This window comes from Enterococcus termitis, from assembly GCF_001730305.1.
GTDB classification, from domain to species: domain Bacteria; phylum Bacillota; class Bacilli; order Lactobacillales; family Enterococcaceae; genus Enterococcus_L; species Enterococcus_L termitis.
This window is the reverse complement of the sequence record NZ_MIJY01000045.1, coordinates 158850-184709: the sequence shown is the minus strand read 5'-3', so window position 1 is coordinate 184709 and position 25860 is coordinate 158850. Positions and strand designations below refer to the sequence as shown.

Sequence of the window (25860 nt, the reverse complement as noted above, 5' to 3'; positions counted from 1 at the left end):
AGTAAAATGATTCGTTTTGTCGTTGCATTACGGATTCTCTTATTTTGCTATTTTTTGATGCTACTCAGTTTTTTTATTTATTGCCTCCAACGGATCCGCTTAAATCCATTCTTCAATAAGAAAGAGTAAAAGTTCAAACAATAGTAATGATTTCTTAAAAGTATCAAGTCTGTTTCTATACTTATTTATTATTCTATGATAAAATACTTTATAATTGTTGTTCTACACAACACAGCGGACGGTTGAAAGAGATAGGTTTTCTACAAAACAAGTACAGTGAAGCAAAGTCGAGGCTTCATTTCATCATTAACTCCTGTTTTTGATGACGATTGTTTTTAAGGTGGTCAGCCACCTCGTTTTGTTGTGTTCAAAATTACAGTAAAAAAATAAAATAAATAATTAACTGCTATAGCAGATAAAGGAGAAAAGACTATGATTTATAAAGTTTATTACCAAGAAACAAAGACAAGAAACCCAAAAAGAGAAGATACAAAATCACTTTATGTTGAAGCTGAAAGCGATGTTATCGTGCGTCAACAAGTAGAAGAAAATACCCCATATAATATTGAATATATCCAAGCACTTGATGAAAATCATTTAGCTTATGAACAAGAACACGCGGAATTCTCTTTAACGGAGTTTTAATATGAAAGTCAATATTAAAAATAATGAAACCGGCGTTTTTGCAATAGGCGGTTTGGGCGAGATCGGAAAGAACACTTATGGGGTTCAATTTCAAGATGAAATCATTATTATCGATGCTGGAATCAAATTTCCAGAAGATGATTTACTTGGGATCGACTATGTGATTCCTGATTATAGTTATATCGTTCAAAATCTGCATAAAGTCAAAGCTTTGGTCATTACACATGGACACGAGGATCATATCGGCGGCGTACCGTTTCTTTTACGCCAAGCAAATATTCCGATTTATGCTGGACCTTTAGCATTAGCATTGATCACAAACAAACTGGATGAGCATGGATTGCTGCGGGATGCAGAATTACATGAAATCAATGAAGATACTGTCATTCGTTTTCGTAAAACCTCGATCAGCTTTTTCCGTACCACTCATAGTATTCCAGATGCTTTAGGAGTCGTTGTTAAAACGCCTTCCGGTAATATTGTTGCAACAGGCGATTTCAAGTTTGACTTCACGCCAGTAGGTGAACCAGCAAACCTGCATCGTATGGCAAAATTGGGTGAAGAAGGCGTTCTATGCCTCTTATCAGACAGTACTAATGCTGAAATACCAACTTTTACAAAATCAGAAAAAACGATTGGTTCTTCTATTTTGAAGATTTTTGAAAAAATTGAAGGTCGAATCATATTCGCCAGTTTTGCATCGAATATTTTCCGGCTGCAACAAGCAGCAGATGCTGCCGTTAAGACTGGACGTAAGATTGCTGTTTTCGGCCGTAGTATGGAAAACGCAATCGTTAATGGCGAACAACTTGGCTATATAAATGTTCCTAAAGGGACCTTTGTCGATGCTTCGGAGCTAAATCAACTGCCCGCTGGAGAAACAATGATTCTATGTACAGGATCACAAGGCGAACCTATGGCGGCTTTGAGTCGAATCGCTAATGGAACCCACCGTCAAATTTCTGTTCAGCCTGGAGATACTGTCATCTTTTCAAGTTCTCCGATTCCTGGGAATACCACAAGTGTTAACCGTTTGATCAACTTGCTTTCAGAAGCAGGTGCGGAAGTCATTCATGGGAAAATCAATAATATCCACACTTCTGGTCACGGTGGACAAGAAGAACAAAAATTGATGTTACGTTTGATGAAACCTAAATACTTTGTTCCCGTACATGGAGAGTTTAGAATGTTGAAAATCCATGCATCACTTGCACAAGATGTCGGTGTACCTGCGGAAAACTGCTTTATTATGGAGAATGGTGATGTTCTCGCACTAACAGCTGATGACGCACATATCGCCGGACACTTCAACGCCAATGATGTTTATGTGGACGGAAATGGTGTGGGTGATATCGGAAATGTTGTTTTACGTGACCGTAGAATTCTATCTGAAGAAGGACTTGTCCTTGCTGTTGCCACTGTTGACATCAAAAATAAAGAAATTTTAGCTGGTCCGGATATTCTTTCACGCGGATTTGTTTACATGAGAGAATCTGGAGAAATGATCCATGAAGGTCAGCGTCTATTATTCAACGCAATTCGCGAAGCGCTTCGTGATGAGAACTGCACCGAAGCAAAACTATGTGATGCAATTTCTGCTGCATTACAACCATTCTTATTTGAAAAAACAGAACGTCATCCAATGATTTTACCAATGATCATGACATCATGAAAATAGAAAAAGACCGATACAATGTTGTATCGGCTTTTTTGTATTTAAGTAAAGAGTGATAAAAGATCAGCTCTTAGCGGAACGTTTTTTACCTATCACACTTCTTTATTAACAACCAGAACGTTTGCCTTTGTATGATTGACTACATAAGAAGTTGTCGAGCCTACCATCATTCGTTGGAAACCATTCAATCCAGTTCGTCCAATGACAATTAAGTCAATTGCTTCCTCCGATTCAGAAAAATCAGCAATCAATGTTTTAGGATATCCGTACATAACATAAGTAAATACCTCAGTTAGCCCAGATTCTACAGCATGCGCTTTTCTTTTTTTCATTTCCTCTTCTTCTCGTGCTCGAAGTTCTTCCATCATCGTTCCCATTGACATCGTTAATTCGCCAAAATAATTACCCATTTCTTCGATGACATACAAAACATGCAACGCAGCATTATTTCGTTTAGCAATTTTGATTGCTTCTTCAAACGCTTTTTCCGCCTGATCAGACCCGTCTACAGCAACTAAAATGTTCTTATACGACTCACCCATGATAAAAACCTCCTTTGGTTGTACCTATAGTATACTATTAAAAAGCGCTTTCAACAAAAAATAATATTTTCCCCTTTACACTTTCGATCGAACATGATATAGTAATCGTGGAATTTCGTTATCAGATATCGTTGCCTTTCAAAGAAATACGAGAGGAGAATCAACTATGACATTTGGTAATAAAGTATTAAAATACCGTGTAGCACTTGATACAAAGAGAAATTTGTTTATGGCTATCGATGCTAATAACCAAGCAAACGTCGCTTATGGTATCACAATTACACAAGCAGTAAAAGAATTGAAAAAATCTATTTAAGGAGTTATCAACCTAAATGAGCGATTCAAGTTCTAATACGATCTAAAGGTATCTAGTGAATATTAAATCACAGATGCCTTTTTTGTTGTTCAGAAATCTTTAAATTGATTTGATGGATTTTCCGCTCGCCTAGTACTATTTAACATCTGCTCTGTACTTCTATTTTCTTTCTATTTTTCATCGTCTGTCTCATTCTTCTTCTTATCCATATTTGTGTTTCACTAGTATGGTGACTACGCTCTCTTCGCTCGCCTAGTACTGTTCAACATCTGCTCCGTACTTCTATTTTCTTCCTATTTTTCATCGCCTGTCTGATTCTTCTTCTTATCCATGTTTGTGTTTCACTAGTATGGTGACTACGCTCTCTTCGCTCGCCTAGTACTGTTCAACATCTGCTCTGCGTAGCAATCGCAGTGTTTCACAGCAAAAAAACATCCGACTGTTGTCAGATGTTTTGGAATGGATGAATTAGTTTTTTTCTACGTTAACTGCTTGAGGTCCACGATCTGAATCTTCAACGTCGAAGCTTACTGATTGACCTTCTTCTAAAGTTTTGAATCCGTCTCCTTGGATAGCTGAGAAATGTACGAATACATCGCTTCCATCTTCGCGAGAGATAAATCCAAACCCTTTTTCTGCATTAAACCATTTTACTGTTCCTTGTTCCATTCTTTGTTCCTCCTCGTGCTTAAGCACTAAATATTGTAACATTGCCCGTGTACGATAGAGGGTTTTAAAATTAAAACTTCTATATTGTCCCAAACAAGATTACACATACATTGTACATGCGAAGCCTTATTTTTGCAAGAATTCTAATTACTCTGAAGCGAAAAAATTTTCTTCTCTCATACTGACGTAAGTTTGTTCGCCGATGATGATGTGATCAAGCACTTCGATTCCCATCATTTTTCCACATTCTTGCATTCTTTGAGTAAAATGTACATCACTTTCCGACGGTGTTGGATTACCAGATGGATGGTTGTGTGCGAGTATCAATCGTGCGGCAGAATACTTTACAGCACAACGGAAGATTTCTCTCGGGTGAGCAACAGATTGATTTAAAGATCCTTTGAAAACTGTTTCTTGTTTAATAACTTCATTTTTGGTATTTAGATATAAACAAATAAGATGCTCTTGTTGAAGGTCTTGTAATTCATACATCAAATTTTGTGCAATCTGATAGCTGGAGGATACTCTTCCTAGTTTCATTTGTGTGCTTTGTTGGATTCGATAGCCAAATTCAATCGCAGCTCTTAATTCAATGGCTTTGATTCTTCCGATGCCTTTGATCTCCATCATTTCTGTTACTGTTGCATTCTTTAATTCATAAAGATGATGGAAATAATTCAAAAATTTTGAAGCAACTTCCATCACATTCGTACTTTTTGAACCTGTCCTTAATAAGATCGCCAGCAATTCTTGATTTGATAGTGCCTTTTCTCCGACTATTTCTAAACGTTCTCGTGGAAGACAATCTTCCGGCATCTCTCTAATAAATAATTTTTCTTCTCTGATCAAAAAATCACTCCTTTTACGTTCCTAATTAAAAGATACGCAAAGAAGTGATAATTTTATTTTTTCAAATAAGCCGGAACTTGAGTTAAACTATCAAATATTTCAATTGTTTTTTCTCTAATTTCTTCGGTTGGCTGTAACAGATCAGGAACCATAATGACTGGTATTCCAGCTGCTTTTGCAGCTGTTACACCATGAAATGAATCTTCAAAAATTAGTGTACTTTCAGCTGCAGTTCCTAGGAAAGTTAACGCCTTTTGGAAAATTTCGGGATCTGGTTTAGCCCGAGTAACGTCTTCTGCTGAAACTATACCGGAAAAACGGTTTTTAATTCCAGCCCCATCAAGTAGAAGCTCAATTGCTGGACGGACATTACTTGAAGCAACTACTCTTGGTATCTCCTGTTCATCAAGATAATCAAGCAGTTCTATAACACCTTCTTTTAAAGGGACTTCACCTGACTCAAATACTTCAATAGTATCAGCATAGGAACGCTGGATAAATTCATCTACTCGTTCTTTACCAAATTCTTTGAAGATTTGATGATAATTAGCCTGGACCTCTTCATCCGATACCCCTAAAAATTTTAAGTAAAGCTCTTTTGTGTATGGAAAATCCATTACGTCTGCAATTTTTTGTGTGGATTGATAATAAATCAGCTCAGTATCAAACAGCAAACCGTCCATATCAAAAATTACACCATCTGTTTTTTTCATCATTTCCTCCTAATTTGAAAGTCCAGCGGATGTAGCTTTTACTACTCCACATCGTTAATTTATATGTTTAATAGTAGTTCACGAACTTGGGAAACAAAATACAGCGAACCTGTGACAAGCATTAGATCATCTGACGACATTTTTTCTAAAATTTCTCCTAGACCAAATTGCCATAATGAAACGATCTCAGTATTTTCGTCTTCAAAGTGTTCCATTTTTGTTAGATCTATTGCTCTAGGATAATCGAACGTAGTCAAATATAAATGGACATTCGGTACTTTTTTCAATAATCCGATCATCTGGTCTACGTTTTTAGTAGAAAGCGAAGAAAATAGAATGTGGATCTGTTGACCCGCAAATTCTTTTTTTAAATTTTCGGCCAAACGCCGCACAGCATGATCATTATGTGCCCCATCTAAAATGATTAATGGTTCATCACTTATTTTTTCCATTCGGGCAGGCCATTGCGCTTGAGTAAGTCCCTGATAAACATCACGGTCTTTAAAATTGATCTGCTGTGACTGACAATAGAGATAAAATAGCTGAATCGCAACTGCTGCATTTTCCACTTGATGTCGGCCCAATAAAGGAATTTTTAGGTTTGGTAATTTCCCCGCATCGCCATAAAAATGAAATATCTCGCCCCATTTTTTATCTGGGTGAAGATACTCAGCCTTGTACTCTTGATTGTATCGATAAATCCGACTGTGTTTTTTACGTGCTTCTGCTTCGATCACAACAAAAGCCTCTTCTTCAATATTTCCTGTAACCACCGGAATCTTTTCTTTTATGATTCCTGCTTTTTGAAAAGCAATCTTTTCAAGTGTATCACCTAAAATTTCAGTGTGGTCTTTTCCAATTGTCGTAATCGCTGTTAACATTGGTTTTACAACATTCGTACTATCTAATAAGCCGCCAAGTCCGACTTCTACGATCGCAATATCCACTTGTTCATCTAAAAAATAATCAAGCGCCATCGCTGTCAATGTTTCAAATTCCGTGATTCCTGCGATGGAAGATTCTTGATCCATCTCCTTGATAATCGGCTGGTATTTTTCAACATATTGAATGATTCGATGATCGGCAATCCCATGACCATTGATTGCGATTCGTTCATTGAAATGCTCAATATACGGAGAAGTAAACGTGCCTACCTTTAATCCTAGCTCTTCTAGCATACAACGTAGGTACGTAACGGTCGATCCTTTTCCATTAGTACCGGCAATGTGAATCGTCGGGACTTTCTCTTCTGGGTTTTCAACTCGTTTTAATAATGCTTCTACTCGATCAAGCCCTGGTCGAGAACCAAAAGGCAGTCTACTGTGGATCCATTCGATTGCCTCATCTATCGTTAGTGACATGTTATCAGCTCCTCACTATCTATTATAACGAAAGCTTTCGTTCTTTTCACTAATTAATGTTTTTTATCATAGAAATGGTCAAATCTGTCCAAATCAACAGACATTTAATAAAGAAAGAGTAAAAAAATGGCTCTTACCATCAAAAAAGCGTCAGCTATGATAAAATAAGCAAGACTATATGTATGAAGTAAACAGTAATACGTTGCATCGTTATTGTTTTTCATGCTAGACTTATTCTTTATAGTCTTGTCACAGAATCATTTCTTGTTGCTGGTAGTTCGTTTGATTTTTTTAGATTGATTGAACCTTTATCCTATAGTAACGACAAATCATTAGTATAGAGGAGCAGTATAACCCATGTCGAAAATGAAAAAAAGTTTTTTAATCTGCGGAAGTTTTTTCCTTCCATTTTTATTGCTGATCATTCTTTGGTCTATTCTAGGTCTGGCCCCCTTTGGAAACAACAACTTATTGGTCAGTGATTTAGGTACCCAGTATATGCCATTTTTAAGTGCCTTTAAACAATTTTTCCAAGGAGATTCTTATTCCCTTTATTCGTTTTCTGATGCACTCGGTGGAACGATTTTACCACTGACCGCATATTATTTATTGAGTCCTTTTAATTTTTTAGTCTTGTTATTTTCTTATGATCAGCTTCCAATCGCCATTTTATTGATCATCACATTGAAGATCTCTTTGATGGGAACTTCTATGTTTTATTATCTTAAAGAGACGTACCGACAGCCATCCTTAGCTACCCTGCTGTTTTCAACGTCTTATAGTTTATGCGGCTTTGTTACTGTTTATAGTTTGAATTTCATGTGGCTTGATGCACTGATTCTGCTTCCGCTGATTCTATTGGGAATACAACGTTTATGGAGTGAGAAAAAGTATTGGCTCTACTCTATTACCCTTTTTATTTCTATTGTAACTAATTATTATATGGGCTACATGATTTGTATTTTTGCGGTTTGTTATAGCCTTTATTGGTATTATCAAAAAGTCGTTGTAGCTGAAAAAAAATCGTTTTGGCATTTTATTAAAGAAGGACGTTTGTTTTTCCTTACTTCCTTTTTAACTGGGATCAGTACGAGCTTTATCTTGATTCCAGCAGTGGAAGGAATGCTTTTAACCAATAAGACTAATTTTGACTGGCAAACTTTTTTACCTGAACCAAAATTTGGACTAGAAGTACTTTCTCAATTCGGATTAGGTAATGTTAATTTTGCTACTCGGCTGGATCATTTACCAACAGTCTTTTCAGGATTATTGATGGTTTTGCTTTTCATCGCTTATTTCCAACTTAGTAGCATACCGAAAAGGGAAAAGCTGGGAGCAGCAGCTTTGATCGGTTTTATATTTCTGAGTTTTTGGTTGGAAGTCGTCAATACGATCTGGCATATGTTTCAAAGTCCAGCAGGATTTCCTTATCGAAATACCTTTATTTTTAGTTTTTTGATCATAAAATTTGCATATGAAGCTTTTCTTGAATTGAAGCAAGGGAGCAAGTTGAGGCTCGTCGTTCCTTGCATCTTCTCTTTCTTATTGATAATGGGATATATTTCTTTGAAATTTTCAGAGGCTAAAGCCTTTTTACTTGCAGATCATTATTACCTGATTAGTTTGGTTGGTATTTGGCTACTATACGGACTGATCATTTTACTTCAACAAACGAACGGTCTAAAGAAAAATGTCCTTTTCATAACTATGTGTCTGCTTGTCAGCCTAGAATTAGTTTTCAATTTTTGGATTAGTTTTAAAGATATTCCATTTGGTAATCAAGAAGCCTTTGCTAAAACAGCCAAAATCCAAAACGATATTATCTCTGGTTTAAAAAATGAGCAGCCTGATTTGTTCCGGATAAAACAGTCAGTTAATTCTAAAACTGCCGGCTACCGAGAAAAACATAACGGCTATAATAATCCGCTCTTCTATGGTTATGCTGGCGTTTCGAGTTATACCTCTACCTTAGAAGCAAAAACACAAGAAACGCTGCAGGAACTAGGGCTTTATCAAAAAAATGATCGACGTATCGCCTATGTCGACGAATCAAGTGTCATCAATTTACTATTGAATGTAGCATACCAGATCACACCTGATGAAAAAGCTCGACAAAACAATATATCGACAGAGCCATCTACTCATGTCTATAAAAATTCTGAAGCAATTGGACTGGGCTTTTTAGTTCCAGAAACGTTCAGCTCGATCGATTTGGCTAAAGAACAGCCCTTAAATAATCAAGAAACAATTTTGCAATCCATTCAACCGAATCAACAAAACTATTTCCAAGAAACTGAAAAAATGGCCTGGTCGGTTCAAGGGAAAAATAATTACACATTGACCGCAAAAACAACGTCTAGCGGTGACTTGCATTTATACATTCCAGACTTTAACTGGGAAAAAGTCAATTCTTTTAAGGTCAATGGTGAAGAAATTCAGCCATCTATCTACATTGCGACCAATCAAATTTTTAATTTAGGCTATTTCAAAAAGAATGAAGTCGTTCAATTACAGATTGAAACTAAAAAAAGGTTGACCAAAGAGACGATCGATTTAAAAACATTAGAGCAGCATCGCTTCGACTCGTTAATTAAGTATAAAAAAAATCAAGCACTCCAAATGACTAGACAAACCTCTGGCGTATTGACTGGTTCACTCACTGTTAACGAAGCCGGACCTTCCTTATTATATTTATCTGTCCCTTATGATAAAAATTGGCAAGTAATCATCGATGGCAAAAAAGTTAAAACTAACCGCATATTAGGCAACTTTACAGGAATCAAATTGGCACCTGGTGAGCATCATATACGTATGAAGTATCAGCAAAAAAACTTATTTATAGGGGCTTTGATTAGCTTTTCTGTGTTGATTAGCGTATTCTTTTATCAACTATTCAAAAAAGTTTTGAAACGTAAGTTAGCTTAATACAGGAGGCATTTCCATCCATGGAAGGAACGATTTTAAAGCGTATCATTTATCTATTGCCAATTTTAGGCGTTCTTTGTTTTACAGGTTTGATCATTTATGGTTATTCCAAAGGGATTTTCCATTCGGTTCATTCACTGCAGGCTTTTATCGATCAATTTGGTGAATATGCTATCGTTATTTTCATTATTTTACAGATTCTCCAAGTCATTGTACCAATTTTGCCTGGTGGAATTTCTACAGTTGTTGGTATGCTGATGTTTGGAAGTCTTCATGGTTTGTTTTACAGTTATATTGGGTTAATCATTGGAGAAATGATTGTTTACTGGTTAGCTCGTTATTATGGAAAATCGTTTGTTCGCTTGATCTTATCTAAAAAACGCTATTTGAAATTTGAACAGATGGTTGACCGTCCTAAAAACGGCATCAAAAAACTTATGATTGTTACATTGTTGATTCCGTTTGCTCCGGATGATTTAGTCTGCCTAGTTGCTGGTTTAACAGAGTTACCATTTAAAGAATATATGAAAATTTTATTGATTTTTAAATTCTGGTCAGTTGCAACATATGGCTATGTACTATTATTTCTCTTCAACCGCTTTTTGATCAGTTAAAAACGGTGCAAAAAAGCAGCTCCAAGAAATAAGCCGCAATTCCAGCTTATTTCTTGGAGCTAAACGTTTATCTTAGTATATTTTACTTTATTCTACTGTTCGTAATTGGGCAATTCTTTCTTTTACCACAACTTGTTTTTCTAAATAATCTTTCTCTTTTTCTTTCTCAGCTTGAACAACATCCTCTGGCGCATTGGCAACAAATCGTTCATTCGCTAATTTGCCTTGTACCCGTTTTACTTCTTGTGTCCACTTATCTAATTCTTTTTCTAATCTAGCGATTTCTTCTTCAATATTGATCAGACCAGCCAGCGGTAAATATAGCTCTGCTCCTGTTAAGACAGCAGACATTGCTAATTCTGGTGCAGTGATATTACTTGCAATCGTTAGTTCTTCTGGATTACAGAAACGTTCGATATAATTAGTATTTTCGATCAAGAATTTATCGATTGCTTCATCATTCGTTTTGATTAGTAACGTAATTGGTTTAGATAAAGGTGTATTTACTTCTGCTCGGATATTTCGTACCGCACGAATCAGCTCTTTTAATACTTCCATTCCACGTGCAGCAGTTTCATCTGAAAACTCTTCATGGACCACTGGATATTCAGCAATTACTAAAGACTCTCCTTGATGAGGAATATTTTCCCAGATTTCTTCTGTCACAAACGGCATGATTGGGTGTAATAAACGTAGAATTTGATCTAATGTATAGACTAAAATGCTACGTGTGGTTTGTTTAGCTGCTTCATTTTCACCGTATAAAATTTCTTTACTCATTTCAATATACCAATCACAGAAGTCATCCCAGATGAAATTGTATAATTGACGACCGGCTTCACCAAATTCAAAACGATCAAACAAATCTGTAACTTTTTCAACAGTTTCATTTAAGCGAGTTAAGATCCAGCGGTCAGCAACTGTTTTTTCTCCGCTAAAGTCGATATCTTCATAGTCCATACCTTCAATATTCATGATTACAAAACGGCTGGCATTCCAGATTTTATTGATGAAATTCCAAGCTGCATCCATTTTTTCATAGCTGAAACGCATATCTTGACCAGGTGCAGAACCGTTTGATAAGAACCAGCGTAATGCATCAGCACCATATTTTTCGATCACTTCCATCGGATCGATCCCATTGCCTAAAGATTTACTCATCTTGCGACCATCTTCCGCACGAATCAGCCCATGCATCAAGACATTTTTAAATGGACGCTGTTCTGTGAATTCCAAGCTTTGGAAGATCATGCGGCTTACCCAGAAGAAAATGATGTCATACCCTGTAATCAGTGTGCTTGTTGGGAAATAGCGTTGATAATCTTCTGCATCTGTATCCGGCCAACCCATTGTTGAAAACGGCCATAATGCCGAACTAAACCATGTATCCAACACATCAGCATCTTGAATCCAGTTTTCAGCATCTTCTGGTGCTTCCATCCCAACATACATTTCACCAGTTTCCTTATGGTACCATGCAGGAATTTGATGACCCCACCATAATTGACGTGAAATAACCCAATCATGAACATTGTCCATCCAGCGCAAGAACGTTTGGTCAAAGCGCGGCGGGAAAAATTCAACTGCATTGTCTGTTTTTTGATTTTCGATTGCTTTTTCAGCTAATGGCGCCATTTTAACGAACCATTGTGTAGATAATCTCGGCTCAACTACGACACCTGTCCGCTCTGAATGCCCAACGCTGTGATTCATCGTTTCGATTTTGATCAAACGACCTAATTCTTTTAAATCAGAAACAATCATCTTACGAGCTGCAAAACGATCCATTCCTTCATATTTCCCAGCAAGTTCGTTCATAGAACCATCTTCATTCATTACATTTACCCGAGGTAGATCATGACGATTACCAACCTCAAAGTCATTCGGATCATGTGCTGGCGTAATTTTTACGACGCCTGTTCCAAATTCCATGTCTACATATTCATCCGCAATAATCGGTATTTCCTTGTCAACTAATGGCAACGTAACGGTCTTACCAATCAACGCTTGATAGCGCTCATCTTCTGGATGAACTGCTATGGCTGTATCCCCCAACATAGTCTCTGGACGTGTTGTTGCAATTTCTACAACGCCTGTTCCATCAGTTAATGGATAACTCATATGATAAAATGCGCCTTCGATATCTTTGTGGATAACTTCAATATCTGATAGGGCTGTTTTCGCTTTAGGATCCCAGTTGATGATATATTCTCCACGATAAATCAGATCTTTTTCGTAAAGAGAAACGAAAACCTTGCGAACAGCTTCAGACAAGCCTTCATCTAATGTAAAACGTTCACGACTGTAATCTAAAGACAAGCCCATTTTTGCCCATTGTTCGCGGATATGAGAGGCGTACTCTTCTTTCCAATCCCAAACCTGTCCGACAAATTTTTCACGACCTAAATCATAACGGGAAATTCCTTGCTCTGCTAATTTTTCTTCAACCTTTGCTTGTGTGGCTATCCCTGCGTGATCCATTCCTGGCAACCACAACGTATCAAATCCCTGCATTCGCTTTTGCCGGATGATCATGTCTTGTAAAGTTGTATCCCATGCATGACCTAAATGAAGTTTGCCAGTGACATTGGGCGGTGGAATAACGATCGAATAAGGTTTTGCTTCTTTATTCCCACTTGGTTTAAACAAGTCTTGATCCAGCCATTTTTGATAACGTCCTTGTTCAATTTCAGTCGGCTGATATTTGGTTGGTAAATTTTTTTCTTCAGTCATGCCATTTCCTTCTTTCTATTTTTTGATTTATTCTTTCAGCAACGATCGATTCAATAAAAGACAAATAAATACGCCCTAAAATACTTGCGCATTTTAGGGCGTATAATCTCTTTTATACGTGGTACCACCTAAATTGTGTCTGTCTATGCAAACACCACTTCATTGGTGAGATAACGATCACGACTCGAATCATTTTACTAAATTTCAAATCATTGACTCCCAAGCTACCTTCTTACTGGTTATGTGAAAATCTTCCACCAAATGATTTTCTCTCTAAAACGATGCCAGTAATACTCCTCTTGTTCAACGTCTTTGATTCATTTTAACATTGAAGTGAGTGATTCGTCAATTTGCCTAATTTCTATATCATGTATAAAAAGCTCTATCATTGATCAATCGAATTATCTATAAACTTAAATCACATTTTCTCCATTTTTCAATAAACAATTTTAAGAGCTGATTCTTGTTTGCTACTAATCCAAAAATGGATCTACTAGCACTATCTGATTTTTCACTTCCAATACTTTTAGATCATCAATTATTCGGTCAAACTGCTTTCTTGTACACCTACATTTTATTTTTAACACTTCTTTATGATTCATATCCATGACCAACAATTCACACCAGAAATCTTTACTTATGCTTTTGTATACAGAATCATTTAAGATGATATAGTGAGCCTGTTTATTAAATTTTTGATTTCCACAAATAATCTCTTCTTCTGTTGTTGTTAGCTTAAGCCCTATAATACATAATATATATATGGGCTCGATTAGACCAAATAATAATACTGATAGTGCACTTTCTATACCATCGTTACTGTCTAAATATAGTTCCTCAATTTCCCTGCCATTTACATATAGTTGATCATCTTTATACTCAATACATTCCCCGGCACACCAATTACTCTGTGAACATAATTTTCACTTTCATGTTTGTATACAATGATATCAAACCGATTTATTTTTTCTGATTTCACAATCAAAAATTATTCATTAAATAATCTGATTGAATCATCTCTGTATAATAATCAAATAGTTCTTTATTAATGTTTAGTACTCTCAAAGCACTTCGCCATTCTTCATCACTTAAAAAATTTTGTAGTTGCTGAATAATAGTCTCTGTAAACTCTCTTTTTACCTATTCCACTTCTTCATACCCCATTGCTTCATAATCTTGGATACGTACTTCTGCTAAAGGAAGTTTTCCATCACTCGTCAGCATATCTTCTGTAATTCCTAAGCTATCTATATCAACCTTTTGATAGTCAGTTTCAGTTATTAAACGAACTGAATCATTGTTGACACTAAACCTAACTGTTACACCTTCAGTTGAATCCTGCTCTTCTTCCATTTCATCTACAGCTGCTTGCGCTTCTTCTACTGTTTCTGCATCAACAAGAGAAAATGGTCCTTCAATTGTGACCTTTTCTTTAAGAAGCCCATCACCTTTTATCGTTAATTCAACGAAAGATGTTTTTTCATCTTTCGTCATTTCATATTTTTTTATTGTTTCATCTGACTTTTCTTCGACTGAAGTATCTTTGCTTGACTCTACTACAGTACCTTTTGTAGAAGTCGATTGTGAGGTAGATGTAGCTGACTCATTACCTCCACAAGCAGCTAAAATCGTTGCCAAAATAACCAGTGATGTGCCAAATAAATATTTTTTCATCTTAAAACTCTCCTTATCTTTATTAAAATCTGCTCTTTTATTCTATCAATCAAAAGATTCATTTTTAATACCAGTGATCGATTAGTTTATCGTCTTCATCATGTAAATGTAAGCATTGACTACCTCAAATCAGAGCAGTTTTGAAGCTAATGTGTTATCCAGTGCTGTATTTAATTTATCCATTTGTTCTTCAGTAAAAATCTCTGCAACACTTTCTTTAATTTCTTTTGCTGATTCTTCGGTAATCATTTCTGGATTTTCTTCGATATCTTGAATTATTTCATCGATTTTTTCATTCAGTAACTGCTGAACTTCTGGATCATTTTCATATTCTCCTGATTCTACTGCTTCATCTAAATAGCTATCATCATCTAAAGTTGCCGTAAACAAAATTTCCTGTAACTCTTCCTTAGAAAGTATTTCTTTCTCGCTTGGCATTTTGATTTTCTTTGTCTTTTTTTGTGGTGTGATTGAATACATAACCGTAAGAATAGATTTATTATTCTCTTCTACGCTTAGCGGAACAGTGATCTCCATGTCCATTTTTTTTGTTTTTTGATTGATTTTGACTGCTACGTCCAGCTTTTGCGAATTGCTTTTTAATTCCTTTATAAACTCGTCGCTGTCTTTTTTATACTCTGATTCTTTATAATTATCTTCTTGCGCTGCAATTGCATTTATTTTTTCTAAAAGCTTAATTATTTCTGCTTTTGTAAATGTATGTTTCAGCATATCGTTCTCTTTTTTAAAAGTCTTTTGATCAAAGTTTTCTATTACTTTTTTCATTTCTCTTGCTATTTTCTCTTCTTTTTTCTTAAGCGAAGCAGCGTCTTTAAATGGATTGACTGTTTCATTTGAGTCTTCAAAACCCAAAGCTTCTTCCACTTTTCCAATTTCAATATACTTTCCTTCTATTTTTTTCGCTTGGTTTTCTCTAAGTTCCAGCGGATAATCAAAGGATTTGGCAAGATTGATCGCACCAGAAACAAAGCTTGTTGATACGTAATAGTCATTCTTATTCCCTATATATTTTAGCGGTAACTTCTCATCAAGTATATTAGCGGTTACTTCCATTTCGAAGGTATCATCTACTGCATCGATTGCATATTTTCCTTCAATACTTAGCATTTTTAACTGATTCATAAGCATCTTCATACGTAAGTCATCTTTATTCCCCTCGTAACTCAACTCTTTTATTTTGATCTCAAAAGCAGCAGCATTATATTCTTTACTCCACACATTTGAAAGTTCATTTATAAACTGTTCTCTTGGATCTGATCCACAAGCAGTTACTAAAAACAGCAAGATCCCCATTGAAATATACAAACCAATTTTTTTCACGTTATTTCTCCTTTTTATTACCTATACCTTTTTCTTTTTGTCTTATTTTACGTGCTTTGACATAATCCAAAGCATTATATTCTAATACTCCTCCAGCTTCCATCACCTTTTTTATCAACAGATGGCTCATTAGAGATAGCTCTTTGATATCATTGGGGTACAATGTAATCTCTTTTGTTGTTTTTAAACCTATGTGTAATGCCCCAGCTCTTTTGTCAATTTCTAGTCTCATTTCGCTATAAGGCCATTGTAACTTTTCTTGCTTACTTGTCTCGACACGCAAAGCATGTACACCTATTTTAAATGACTTATACTTACCTCTTAAAACAACTAGGCTGACTAATATACCCAGTCCTAGTACAATGAGAATCAACCAAAAGAAATCATTGAAAAAATGATAACCTTGTTCTACCAAATATTTTTTCAAAAAGCTGTTAATCATAGAATTAAATTTCCCCAGAAGCGCTATTATCACTAATAGTATTGCCATCACAATACGAGATCGATTTTTTCTTAGCATATCTGTTTTTTCATAAAAAAAAACCATTGGCTAGTTCTCTACTTTCTTTTTAGGGAAACTAGTACAAATTCCTACCAACGTTATGGTCAATTGAATAATTGAAGCTGGCAAAATTCCAACTAAATCATAAAGCCAGCCAATAATTTGCGGCACATAGAATTCATCCAACGAATTTGTCAGGTAGGATATTAAAATGAATCCCGTTAGACAAAACCAAATCGTAGAAATAAATAATTGTGCTAATCTCACTGTTCTCTTTGTCTGAATTTCAGTTATTTCTTCATTCAATTCCTTTTGTTCCATGTTTCATTCTCCTTATTTGTGACCTCCATTTTTTTCTTAAATCGTTTGTACAAAGGAGTTGTCCATATCATTTTTTTTACTTCTTTTACACAAAATTCCTTCTTTTTGCGATTGAAATAAATTTCATACATTTGTGCTATTCTTACTTGTACAGTTAAAGGAACCGCTTTTGCATATTTATGGATCTTTATCATCCCTGGAATACCGCTTGTCTTACGATAGGATAACACAAAGTTTACTTTCCCCGTTTTTACAACAGCCTCTTGTCCAACATTGTGAGTATATTCAGCTAGTTTATTTATCCAATTTTTACCATTGATTTCATGAATAATCACGGTTGGTTTCGCTCGAATATAGGCTATTTTTTTGCTCTTTTTCAATACTAATTGATTGATTTTATTTTGATTTGCCCCTTCTTTAGACACTATGAATAGCAACAAAGCCACTACAAACATCACACATCCCCAAATAATTCCCACAAATAAAGTCCTTTCTTTCCCATTTTTCTCCTTTAGTAATCGTTTGTACTCAAATTTTTATCTTTAAAAATAAGTCTCGAAGAACACGCAAATAGAAAACGCTCTTTTTTACGTATACAAAAAAATACTCCAAATCAATACAGACAAGCAGAGCTTCTTCATTTATGTGAAACAGAAATCGCTACTATTCGTGTAACTATCACTTACTTCACGTTTCAATTTTGAAGAGCTACTTACTGAACACCCACACATTTATATCCTCTGGATTTTTGACCTATTTTTACCATCTAGTCAACTTCTTTGATACTTTCCATCATTTGGATCACTCTTTGTTCTTCTTTTTGTTTTTTGCTTTTTGGTACCGTTCCAATTTTTGTTACATAATAATTATCAGATTCTACAATCTCACAAATAAGTTCTAAATTTACTCCGTCTTCTGAATAGGGAAATTGAAAACGACTACCTTTACTATCTTTTAAGGAACTTTCTTTCATGTCAGGATCATTGTAACTTTCAATAATATTACTTTTTCTTTGCTCGTAATATGTTTCCCATGACTCAAAATCTGCCTTGTCTTCACTTTGTACAGCCAAGTAACTGTCTTTACTTTCCGCATAAAAACTCAAGTCTGCATCGTCTGTTCCGGCCTTAAACCCTTTGGCAACTTCTATTTCAAAATTACCATTATCAGTTTTCATCACTTCTTTTTTTGAGGTACTGACACTGTTATTTGAGCAACCAGTGAGCATCAAAAGAAACACCACCATCAACATCTTAATTATTCTTTTCAAATTCACATACTCCCTTTCCCTTAATTATTTGTCGTGTTCAAACAGAAGTAATTATAGCTAATTACTTAAAATAATTATCTATTATCTCTCTAGTCTTAAGGATTTATTTAACTTTTTTATATAAAAATGCTATTTTTATTTTTTATCCTAACGTAATTTTTTTTTTAATCTTGTTTAAATGAAAAAACGTATAATTTTTCTCATATAAATCTTTTCGAGCTAACGCATAAAATCGATTAAAATTCTGCTTAAGCTTCTATCTTACTAAAACCATACTTATTACTTTCATCCTTTCTTTTATTTTCTCCGAAGTACGATATCTATAATTGAAAAGTCTTTGATTATTTAGTAATGGTGACAACAAAAAATGAGTAGGACATGACTTTTTAGGTCATATCCCACTCATGTGGTATCAGGATAAAAGATAGCCGAAGCAATCACTATGCTTCACGTCAATCACATCAGCTAACGCATACAGCTTCTTGGGATCAAACACTTCTGTCCCTTCTCGAAACCTTTTGTATCCATTTAATTCAAGTTGGAATCAACGAGCATTTTTTGCTTTTTCTAAAGCAGCATTGTAGTCTGGTTCTTCTGAAATTTCAGTCGAAATTGCTTCATAAATGATTTTTCCCTCTTTATCAATCACGAAAATCACGCGGGCTAGGCGACCCATTGCTGGAATAAATAGTCCATAAGCTTCACCAAATGTTCCGTCTGTGTCATGTAAGATTTCCATATCTACACCTTCAGCAGCACACCAATTTGCTTGTTCCTCTTTCGTGTTATTAGAAATCGTAATAAATTTTACGCCCTCGATCTTAGCTGCTTCCTCATTAAAACGCTTTGTTTGTAATGAGCATACTCTAGTATCGATATCTGGTACAACACTGATCAAAACTGGCGTACCTGAAAAGTCGGATAGATTGACGACTTCATCTGTTAAATTTTTTAACGAAAAATTTGGCGCCTTAGTTCCTACTTCTGGTTGTACACCTATGATTTCTACTTCTTCACCTTTTTTTGTTACTTTCATTAACTATTTCCTCCCTTAAAGTCATTTGAGCTTGTAATACTCGACAAAATACATTCTATTCTCTCTATTCAGTATAGTGGAAGGAAATGCAGATAACAATGTTCTTGCTTTTAAACCTTGTTGCTGGTGAACGTTTCATCAAAATAAATCAAGGTTTGCAGCTCTGTAGTCAAATCAATATATTGAACATTCACATTATGAGGCACAATCACTCGATCGGGGGCAAAATTTAAAACAGCTGTGATTCCTGCTTCAACAATTTTGTCGATCGCTTCTTGGGCATACTGACTTGGTACGGTTGAAATCGCAACAGTCACTCCTGTTTTTTCAACTTCTTCTTTTAATTTTTCCATTGGTTGAATCACAATATCATCGATCGATAAGCCAATAATTGCCTCAGAGGTATCAAATGCACAGACAATATTCAAATTCTCGTTGCGGCGGAAATTATTTTTGACTAGGGCCTTTCCTAAATTCCCGCAACCGATCAGAGCAATTCTTTTTTCTTCCTGTGTGTTTAAGATATGACTAAATACATCGATCAAATACGGTACGTCATATCCATAGCCACTTCGTCCCAGCTCACCTAAGTGAGAAAAGTCACGACGGATCGTTGCTGGCGGAACTTGAATCACATCACTGAATTCTTTTGATTTTATTCTAGTAACTCCTGAATCTCCCAGCATTTTTAAGTAGCGCAAATAAAGCGGCAGTCGCTTTGCTGTTGCTTTTGGCATCTTTTTTTCTTTATGTAATTCTTTCATTTTCAGCTCTCCTTGTTACTTATTTCACATATATAGTTTAGCATGCTTCCAAGAATGGAGCAACTTGTTTGTGAAAAAGAGAGCAGATATGAGAAAAACTTAATAAACAAAAAGAATAGACTCGATAGCGTTATCAAGTCCATTCTTTCAACTTTTATAATAAGTCAGAAAATTCTTCTTCCTGCTCACTAATTTCTGTAATTTCACTAACTTTTAACCCAGCCATTGCTCGAGCCATCAATCCTTCTATATCTAAACGTGCTTCAAAAGATTGGGCTTTTTCTAATTTTGGTCTCGTTTTTGGCTGTGGTGGTGCGAAAATCGTACAACAATCTTCAAATGGCTGGATGGCCAATTCAAATGTATCAATCTTTTCAGCAATCTCAATGATCTCACCTTTGTCCATTGAAACTACAGGTCTAATGATCGGGGTTGTCGTTACCTCATTGATTGCTACCATACTTTGGAGTGTTTGAGAGGCTACTTGACCTAAAGATTCGCCATTGATAATCACTAATCCTTTTCGTTCTTCTCGAATCGCATCTGTCAGGCGCAGCATCATTCGACGTGTAACCGTCATTAGATAGCCTTCTGGTACTACTCGTTTGATCTCTTCTTGGATCTCTGTAAAAGGCACCTCAATAAATTGCATACTGCCACCATATGGAGCGATTTTTGCAGCTAAGTCCTTGGCTTTTTGCAAAGCTTGTTCACTAGTGTATGGCGGGCTGGCAAAATGGACCGCTTCAACTTCCACACCACGCTTCATTGCTAAGTAGCCTGCGACAGGAGAATCAATGCCACCTGATAGCATCAACATACCGCGACCGCCTGTACCTACTGGTAAACCGCCAGCCCCTCGAATGGTTTCATAGGAAAGGTAAGCACCCTCCTTGCGAATCTCGATTCGAATATTGATATCTGGCTTTTTCATCTGTACAGCAATCTCAGGAAAAACCTCAAAAACGGCGCCGCCAAGTTCACGATTCAGTTCATTTGAGTCTAATTCAAAATCATGGTCTGAACGTTTTGAAGTGATTTTAAAAGATTGTCCTGGCTGATAAACTTCCTTAATGATTGTTTGTACCATCTCTCGAATAGCAGGTAATGTTTTCTCCACACGAATACTTGGGGAAAAGTTTTGAATGCCAAAGACTTTTTCCAGCTTCGGAATAATTAAGCTACTGTCTTCTCCATTGAGCAATAGGTGCATTCGATCACGATCAGCATGGATTTTAACTGCAGGAAAATCGCCTAGCGTACGCTTCACATTTTGCGCAAGTTGAGAGATAAAGGTTTTTCTATTTTTACCCTTTGTTGAAAGTTCGCCGTAACGAACCATGACTTCTGTATAGTTCAAAATTATTCATTCCTTCTTTATAAAGCTTGATTTATCAACGTTTCTAAAGCAACTATCTTTAATTATCTTAAAATACTAACAATAGATGTTTGCTTGAATTACTATAACATAGAGTTTTACATTTTTAAATATCTAATTCCAAAACACTAGTACCCTATCCTTATTTAGAATCTTTGAAATTCGGAGCTTTGGGATCATGACCTTTGTCTCTGACTACATCCGCTAGTACGTCAGCATGACTGACAAGTGTAGCGCCGTCGGATAATGCGTTTATGAGTTGATTGTACTCTTCTTGTCCCATAAGTTTACTTTCTCCAACAATTTCAATATAGTAAGCATCACTTTGCCAAGCTTATCAACCTAAATCGTGTACATGTCCTTTAGCAGCATCAGAACACTGCATTTTTACCTATCCCTATTCTTCCTTCGAAACGAGTGCGCAATTTTCTGTAATAAGTCAAGTAATGGAAAAACAATGATTATCAGTCTTACCTAACAATCATTGTCTTTGCGTTTCTCTAATTTAATACTGCAAATTTTATATATAGCTGGTTAAAGATGACCATGAACTGTTCAGCTTCTGCAATCGTATTGCTCTCATCTAAGCTCACACGAATAGCAGAGGTTGCTAGTGAATCTGGTACCTTCATTGCATGCAAGGTGCTGCTTGCCATTTTTTTTCGACTAGAGCAGGCACTGGTTGTTGATGTATAGATTTGTTTTTCTTCCAAGGCATGAACAAGGACTTCCCCACGAACTCCTTTTAGTGCAAAGCATAAAATATGAGGAGCAAAATCAGCCGTTGCTTTTGAAAAGACTGTGACATTCTTATATTCCTGTAGAGCTTCGATCAGATAACGGCGAATAATCGCTGTGTGTTCTGGTTTTTCCTGCTTTTTATCCATGTACAAGCGAAGCGCTTTTGCCATTGAAACGATGCCGGCAACATTTTCTGTTCCACTACGCTGATTATTTTCTTGTCCGCCGCCATTCAAAAGAGGCGCTAACTTGCGACCATGCTTCCAATAGATAAAGCCTACACCTCTGGGACCATGAAATTTGTGTGCTGAAAAAGTTGCAAAATCGACTCTATCTGTCAACCATTGTTCTTTTGGTACTTTTCCAATTGCCTGAACCGCATCCACATGAAAATGAATTGTTGGATACGCTGCTAAACAGTGACTGATTTCTTGAATTGGTTGAATAGTGCCAACCTCATTATTCACTGCCATGATCGAAACAAGTATTGTATCTTTGCGAATCAGTTTGTTTAACTCATCTACCTGAACACGTCCATTGTCATCGACTGGTGCGATCGACAAGTCAAACCCATTTTCCGCTAATTGTGCAGCAGTTTCTGCTACAGCAGGATGTTCTACTCCTGAAATAATAATATGCCGACCGAACTTTTTCTTCTCTAAAGCCGTTCCTTTCAATACCCAGTTGTCTCCTTCAGTACCGCTGCTAGTGAAGAAGATTTCATTTGTTTTTACTTGCATCAATTCTGCAATTTGCTTACGTGCCTGTTCCAACAATCGTCCAGCTTGTGTGCCTAAATCATGAAGACTTGAAGGATTGCCGATGATGCGTTGACTAGTTTTTATATAGGTATCTAATGCTTGTGGATAAATTGGAGTTGTTGCACTATTATCAAAATAGATCATTTTATTAACCTTCTTCTCTTTGAAATTCTTTCCCATTATATACTTTTCAATTTAGCAGTTCAACTAAATCATCAAAAGAAAAGGGGCTATGACATAACTCTGCGAGTTACATCTTAGCCTCCTAAAATCCGAATAAACGCTTTTTTAATCTCGTTTTTTATATTGCGTCAAGATTATTGAAATAGAAATCTTCAATTCTTCTAAATGCACCTGGTTCTACTCTTTCAAGAGCTGTTCCAATTTCATCCAATGCATCTTGATATCTGTATTCTTTTGAGAATAATTCTAAGCTATTTTCCATTGCCACACGAATTGCTTCATGTGTGTGACGATAACGATTAGCATACTGCATCATTTGTTCTGTCAAGGCTGCTGAATTGACCAAATCGTTGGTTTTTTTGTCTAATAACTCCAAATCTTCATTACAAAGATCAGAAAGCTTCTTGATCTCTTCCATATTGATACGGATTCGATTCAGTGCTTTACTTAGCTCTTCGATACGATCTGTCGCTACAAAGAAAAATTCTAAATAATCAGCTGGTAAGCCTGGTAAACGTTGTTTTTCAACATAACGTTTGATGTTGCGTAAACGGAAATCATATTGATCCACTTTTTCTTGTGCGATTTTTTCACCTTTACGTAGTTCTTTTAATGAATCATCGATCTCAACTTGTTGATTTTCGATATCATCAAGAATTTTATAGCAATCTTTAAAGAATGCTTGAACTTCTGAATAAGGAATCGTGTGTTCGTTTAGTTTTGGTTCAAAATCTTCATAGCGGCGAATCAATTCTTCGATCTCTGATTGGAATCCTCTTGATCGTCCTAATTCATTATGATTCAATGTATAGCTTTGAGACGTATGATCCAATTCGATCATCAACTGGCGATTGTTTTTCAATGCATGAGCGATATAATCTCCCACAACTTTGTGATTTGTAACCACGTATTTTTTCGCATTGATCTCACGTTCCATGATTTCATATAATGCATCGATGGCATTGGCTGTGTCACGGTTAGCAACTTCTACTGCGTCAACTTCAGTTTTTTCTAGATCGACTGTTGAATTTTTCACACGTTTTTGAACGCGTCTCAATTCTTCAGTAAAGTTCTTTTCTGGGAAGACATAATGATCTGCAAGCAGACGTTTGTAGCCTTCTTCAATTTCTTTCAACTGATCTGGGAAGGTTCTCGTAAGCTCATCATAAAGTGGCGGAATGCGTTTCATGACATCATCTAACTCATACGTATGACGTTCTGCATTTTCTAAAACTTCACGCGCTTCGATCGGATCTCCAGATGTATTTAAAGTAACAAACTGAGTAAATTCAATCTCGATATTTTTGATTTGTTTTTGCAGTTCTGGATAAGCAGAACCGAATTCAGCTTTTTCATCATGAAGCAGTTTGCTTAATTCTTCGTAAACATCCAAAGCTTTTTGAACTTCAAGTGAATTACGCTCTTCACTTTCACGTAATTCTTTCAGTCCGTTACGAATGATCTCAACTTCTGATTCCATCTCATTCATCGTTTCTTCAGCTTCAGCAACTGCTTTTTTTGCTTTCATAAAACGGAAGGTTTCGTTTAGATTTTCAACTTCAAATATCTGACTTTCTAATTCTGCAAAAGAGCGAGTAGAAATCTCTGTCCAACGTTGATTCCATTCTCTAAACGTATTTTGACTTTGACCGACCATGTGCATCTTTTTGACATCGTCTACTTCTTCAATAACCGGTAAGTCAAATAGTTCTTCTTTCCTCTTTTCCAGATTATCGAGTTTCATTTGATTTTTCTTTCTCATAAAAAAACCAACTAAATACAAAACAGCTGCGATAATTATTATAGCTAAAACTACGATAATGATCAGATTATTCTTCATTCAGGGAACCTCCGTTTATTAGTCCATATATGATATATGCTCATCATCAAAAAGGAAATCTTCTGATTTCTATGACCATACAATTCTCTTATCTACTAAAATTTCCTTAAAAACACCTACAGAAAATTATATCACAAACCGTTCTTTCAAGCACTAATTAATTCTATTTTTTTAAGAAATGTTTTTAGTTTGTAATATTCATTCGTTTTTTGATCAACTATTAGCAAGTGTAACCTATTTGCTCCATCTCTTGCAACTTTTTACACACATCACTTAAAGAGTCCAACCGCTCATCTGCTAATGTCTGATCCATGCCAAATTGGGTATCTTTCAAAGCCCAAACAGTTGCACCTGCATCATGTGCGGATCGAATACCTTTTTCGGAATCTTCGATTGCTAAACATTTTTCTGGCGCTAGCCCTAGTTCTTGTGCTGTAAATTCGTAAATCTTGGGATCAGGTTTACTTTTCTCTAATTCGGATCCTGTCACAATTACATCAAAAAAGCTCGTTAATTGTCCAAGTTTCAAGACTTCTTGAATCACATCCATTTTTGAAGATGAGGCTAAACCGATCTTGTACCCTTTTCTTTTCAAAAACTGTAAAACACGTTTTGCATTTGGTTCAATCGAATCGCTGTAGTCGATCGGATGTTTGATTTTATAGTGATGATATTTTTCCGTCAAAAAGGCTTCGTCATAATGAGTCTCATTTACCTCGAGGATCGGTCGCCATAAGCTGCGCATGTCTGCGCCAACAAATTGCTGAATCGGTAACCCTTCTATAGATAAGTCATATTCTTCAAGAAAAGCTTTGCGACGCTGATAGTAAAATGTTTCACTGTCGACTAATACACCATCCATATCGAAAATGATTCCTTCATATTTCTGCGTCATTTTTGCGCTCCCTCTACTTCCATTCTTGTCCAACTTTACTAGTCTAACAAAAGATTGAACAAAAATGAAGAAATTTGTTGAAAAATAACAGAAAACTAACATTTTTTAGTCT

At 35.9% G+C, this 25860-nt stretch carries 25 protein-coding genes and 1 other annotated feature; of the genes, 5 read left to right on the top strand and 20 right to left on the bottom strand.

Translation table 11 applies throughout. From position 1 onward, the window contains the following. Positions 1 to 432 precede the first annotated feature (432 nt). Positions 433 to 645: a DNA-directed RNA polymerase subunit epsilon gene (locus BCR25_RS17480; protein WP_069664893.1), complete on the top strand. Its 213-nt coding sequence runs from the start codon at positions 433 to 435 to the stop codon at positions 643 to 645. 1 nt (position 646) lies between these two features. Continuing rightward, entirely contained in the window at positions 647 to 2317 is a 1671-nt protein-coding gene (rnjA, locus tag BCR25_RS17475) for a ribonuclease J1 (protein ID WP_069664892.1), read from the top strand. 95 nt (positions 2318 to 2412) lie between these two features. Here rnjA and BCR25_RS17470 read toward each other — a convergent pair whose 3' ends face one another. Then, entirely contained in the window at positions 2413 to 2862 is a 450-nt protein-coding gene (locus tag BCR25_RS17470) for a universal stress protein (protein WP_069664891.1), read from the bottom strand. Positions 2863 to 3028: 166 nt separating this feature from the next. On the opposite strand from BCR25_RS17470, the gene BCR25_RS20510 reads away from it, so the two are divergent. Beyond that, positions 3029 to 3178 carry a hypothetical protein gene (locus tag BCR25_RS20510; RefSeq protein ID WP_169819037.1) on the top strand — a complete coding sequence of 50 codons (150 nt, stop codon included), beginning with the start codon at positions 3029 to 3031 and terminating at the stop codon, positions 3176 to 3178. A gap of 468 nt (positions 3179 to 3646) precedes the next feature. Here the strand turns inward: BCR25_RS20510 and BCR25_RS17465 are convergent, their stop codons facing one another. The 4 genes from BCR25_RS17465 to BCR25_RS17450 all read right to left on the bottom strand — a co-directional run bounded on the left by BCR25_RS17465 (position 3647) and on the right by BCR25_RS17450 (position 6770). Next, positions 3647 to 3847: a cold-shock protein gene (locus BCR25_RS17465; RefSeq protein ID WP_069636133.1), complete on the bottom strand. Its 201-nt coding sequence runs from the start codon at positions 3845 to 3847 to the stop codon at positions 3647 to 3649. 147 nt (positions 3848 to 3994) lie between these two features. Next, positions 3995 to 4663: a RadC family protein gene (radC, locus tag BCR25_RS17460; RefSeq protein ID WP_069664967.1), complete on the bottom strand. Its 669-nt coding sequence runs from the start codon at positions 4661 to 4663 to the stop codon at positions 3995 to 3997. An 86-nt stretch (positions 4664 to 4749) separates the two neighbouring features. After that, positions 4750 to 5412 (bottom strand): HAD family hydrolase, encoded by a 663-nt coding sequence (locus BCR25_RS17455; protein ID WP_069664890.1) that lies wholly within the window; start codon positions 5410 to 5412, stop codon positions 4750 to 4752. Between the two features lie 56 nt (positions 5413 to 5468). Next, complete coding sequence (locus tag BCR25_RS17450; RefSeq protein WP_069664889.1) at positions 5469 to 6770, bottom strand: bifunctional folylpolyglutamate synthase/dihydrofolate synthase; 1302 nt, start codon at positions 6768 to 6770, stop codon at positions 5469 to 5471. A 357-nt stretch (positions 6771 to 7127) separates the two neighbouring features. On the opposite strand from BCR25_RS17450, the gene BCR25_RS17445 reads away from it, so the two are divergent. Continuing rightward, the gene (locus BCR25_RS17445; RefSeq protein ID WP_069664888.1) at positions 7128 to 9695 is read left to right on the top strand and encodes a YfhO family protein; all 2568 of its coding nucleotides are present in this window, start codon (positions 7128 to 7130) and stop codon (positions 9693 to 9695) included. Positions 9696 to 9715: 20 nt separating this feature from the next. Further along, entirely contained in the window at positions 9716 to 10309 is a 594-nt protein-coding gene (locus BCR25_RS17440; protein WP_069664887.1) for a TVP38/TMEM64 family protein, read from the top strand. An 87-nt stretch (positions 10310 to 10396) separates the two neighbouring features. Here the strand turns inward: BCR25_RS17440 and BCR25_RS17435 are convergent, their stop codons facing one another. The 15 genes from BCR25_RS17435 to BCR25_RS17375 form a co-directional block, all read right to left on the bottom strand. Next, entirely contained in the window at positions 10397 to 13042 is a 2646-nt protein-coding gene (locus BCR25_RS17435) for a valine--tRNA ligase (protein ID WP_069664886.1), read from the bottom strand. A gap of 91 nt (positions 13043 to 13133) precedes the next feature. Continuing rightward, positions 13134 to 13358: a binding site (T-box leader), on the bottom strand. A 537-nt stretch (positions 13359 to 13895) separates the two neighbouring features. After that, positions 13896 to 14021 carry a S26 family signal peptidase gene (locus tag BCR25_RS21015; protein WP_379975169.1) on the bottom strand — a complete coding sequence of 42 codons (126 nt, stop codon included), beginning with the start codon at positions 14019 to 14021 and terminating at the stop codon, positions 13896 to 13898. Between the two features lie 161 nt (positions 14022 to 14182). Next, entirely contained in the window at positions 14183 to 14716 is a 534-nt protein-coding gene (locus tag BCR25_RS17430; protein ID WP_069664885.1) for a DUF1307 domain-containing protein, read from the bottom strand. 129 nt (positions 14717 to 14845) lie between these two features. Next, positions 14846 to 16057, bottom strand: coding sequence for a hypothetical protein (locus tag BCR25_RS17425; RefSeq protein WP_083242745.1), 1212 nt, complete (start codon positions 16055 to 16057; stop codon positions 14846 to 14848). A gap of 1 nt (position 16058) precedes the next feature. Continuing rightward, positions 16059 to 16604, bottom strand: coding sequence for a hypothetical protein (locus BCR25_RS17420; protein WP_069664884.1), 546 nt, complete (start codon positions 16602 to 16604; stop codon positions 16059 to 16061). A gap of 3 nt (positions 16605 to 16607) precedes the next feature. After that, positions 16608 to 16880, bottom strand: a complete 273-nt coding sequence (locus BCR25_RS17415) for a hypothetical protein (protein WP_083242744.1) — start codon at positions 16878 to 16880, stop codon at positions 16608 to 16610. Next, positions 16862 to 17335 carry a hypothetical protein gene (locus BCR25_RS17410; protein ID WP_139124617.1) on the bottom strand — a complete coding sequence of 158 codons (474 nt, stop codon included), beginning with the start codon at positions 17333 to 17335 and terminating at the stop codon, positions 16862 to 16864. The genes BCR25_RS17415 and BCR25_RS17410 overlap by 19 nt, the downstream gene beginning before the upstream one ends. 311 nt (positions 17336 to 17646) lie before the next feature. Further along, positions 17647 to 18150 (bottom strand): hypothetical protein, encoded by a 504-nt coding sequence (locus BCR25_RS17405; protein WP_139124616.1) that lies wholly within the window; start codon positions 18148 to 18150, stop codon positions 17647 to 17649. A 544-nt stretch (positions 18151 to 18694) separates the two neighbouring features. After that, the gene (gene tpx, locus BCR25_RS17400) at positions 18695 to 19186 is read right to left on the bottom strand and encodes a thiol peroxidase (protein ID WP_069664881.1); all 492 of its coding nucleotides are present in this window, start codon (positions 19184 to 19186) and stop codon (positions 18695 to 18697) included. A gap of 110 nt (positions 19187 to 19296) precedes the next feature. After that, entirely contained in the window at positions 19297 to 19950 is a 654-nt protein-coding gene (locus BCR25_RS17395) for a redox-sensing transcriptional repressor Rex (protein ID WP_069664880.1), read from the bottom strand. A 154-nt stretch (positions 19951 to 20104) separates the two neighbouring features. Further along, positions 20105 to 21310, bottom strand: a complete 1206-nt coding sequence (gene thiI, locus BCR25_RS17390) for a tRNA uracil 4-sulfurtransferase ThiI (protein ID WP_069664879.1) — start codon at positions 21308 to 21310, stop codon at positions 20105 to 20107. 160 nt (positions 21311 to 21470) lie between these two features. Continuing rightward, positions 21471 to 21611: a hypothetical protein gene (locus BCR25_RS20505; RefSeq protein WP_169819036.1), complete on the bottom strand. Its 141-nt coding sequence runs from the start codon at positions 21609 to 21611 to the stop codon at positions 21471 to 21473. A 217-nt stretch (positions 21612 to 21828) separates the two neighbouring features. Continuing rightward, entirely contained in the window at positions 21829 to 22974 is a 1146-nt protein-coding gene (locus tag BCR25_RS17385) for a cysteine desulfurase family protein (RefSeq protein ID WP_069664878.1), read from the bottom strand. A 157-nt stretch (positions 22975 to 23131) separates the two neighbouring features. Next, entirely contained in the window at positions 23132 to 24853 is a 1722-nt protein-coding gene (gene ezrA / locus BCR25_RS17380; protein WP_069664877.1) for a septation ring formation regulator EzrA, read from the bottom strand. Between the two features lie 220 nt (positions 24854 to 25073). Then, positions 25074 to 25748 (bottom strand): HAD family hydrolase, encoded by a 675-nt coding sequence (locus BCR25_RS17375; protein ID WP_069664876.1) that lies wholly within the window; start codon positions 25746 to 25748, stop codon positions 25074 to 25076. Positions 25749 to 25860 lie beyond the last annotated feature (112 nt).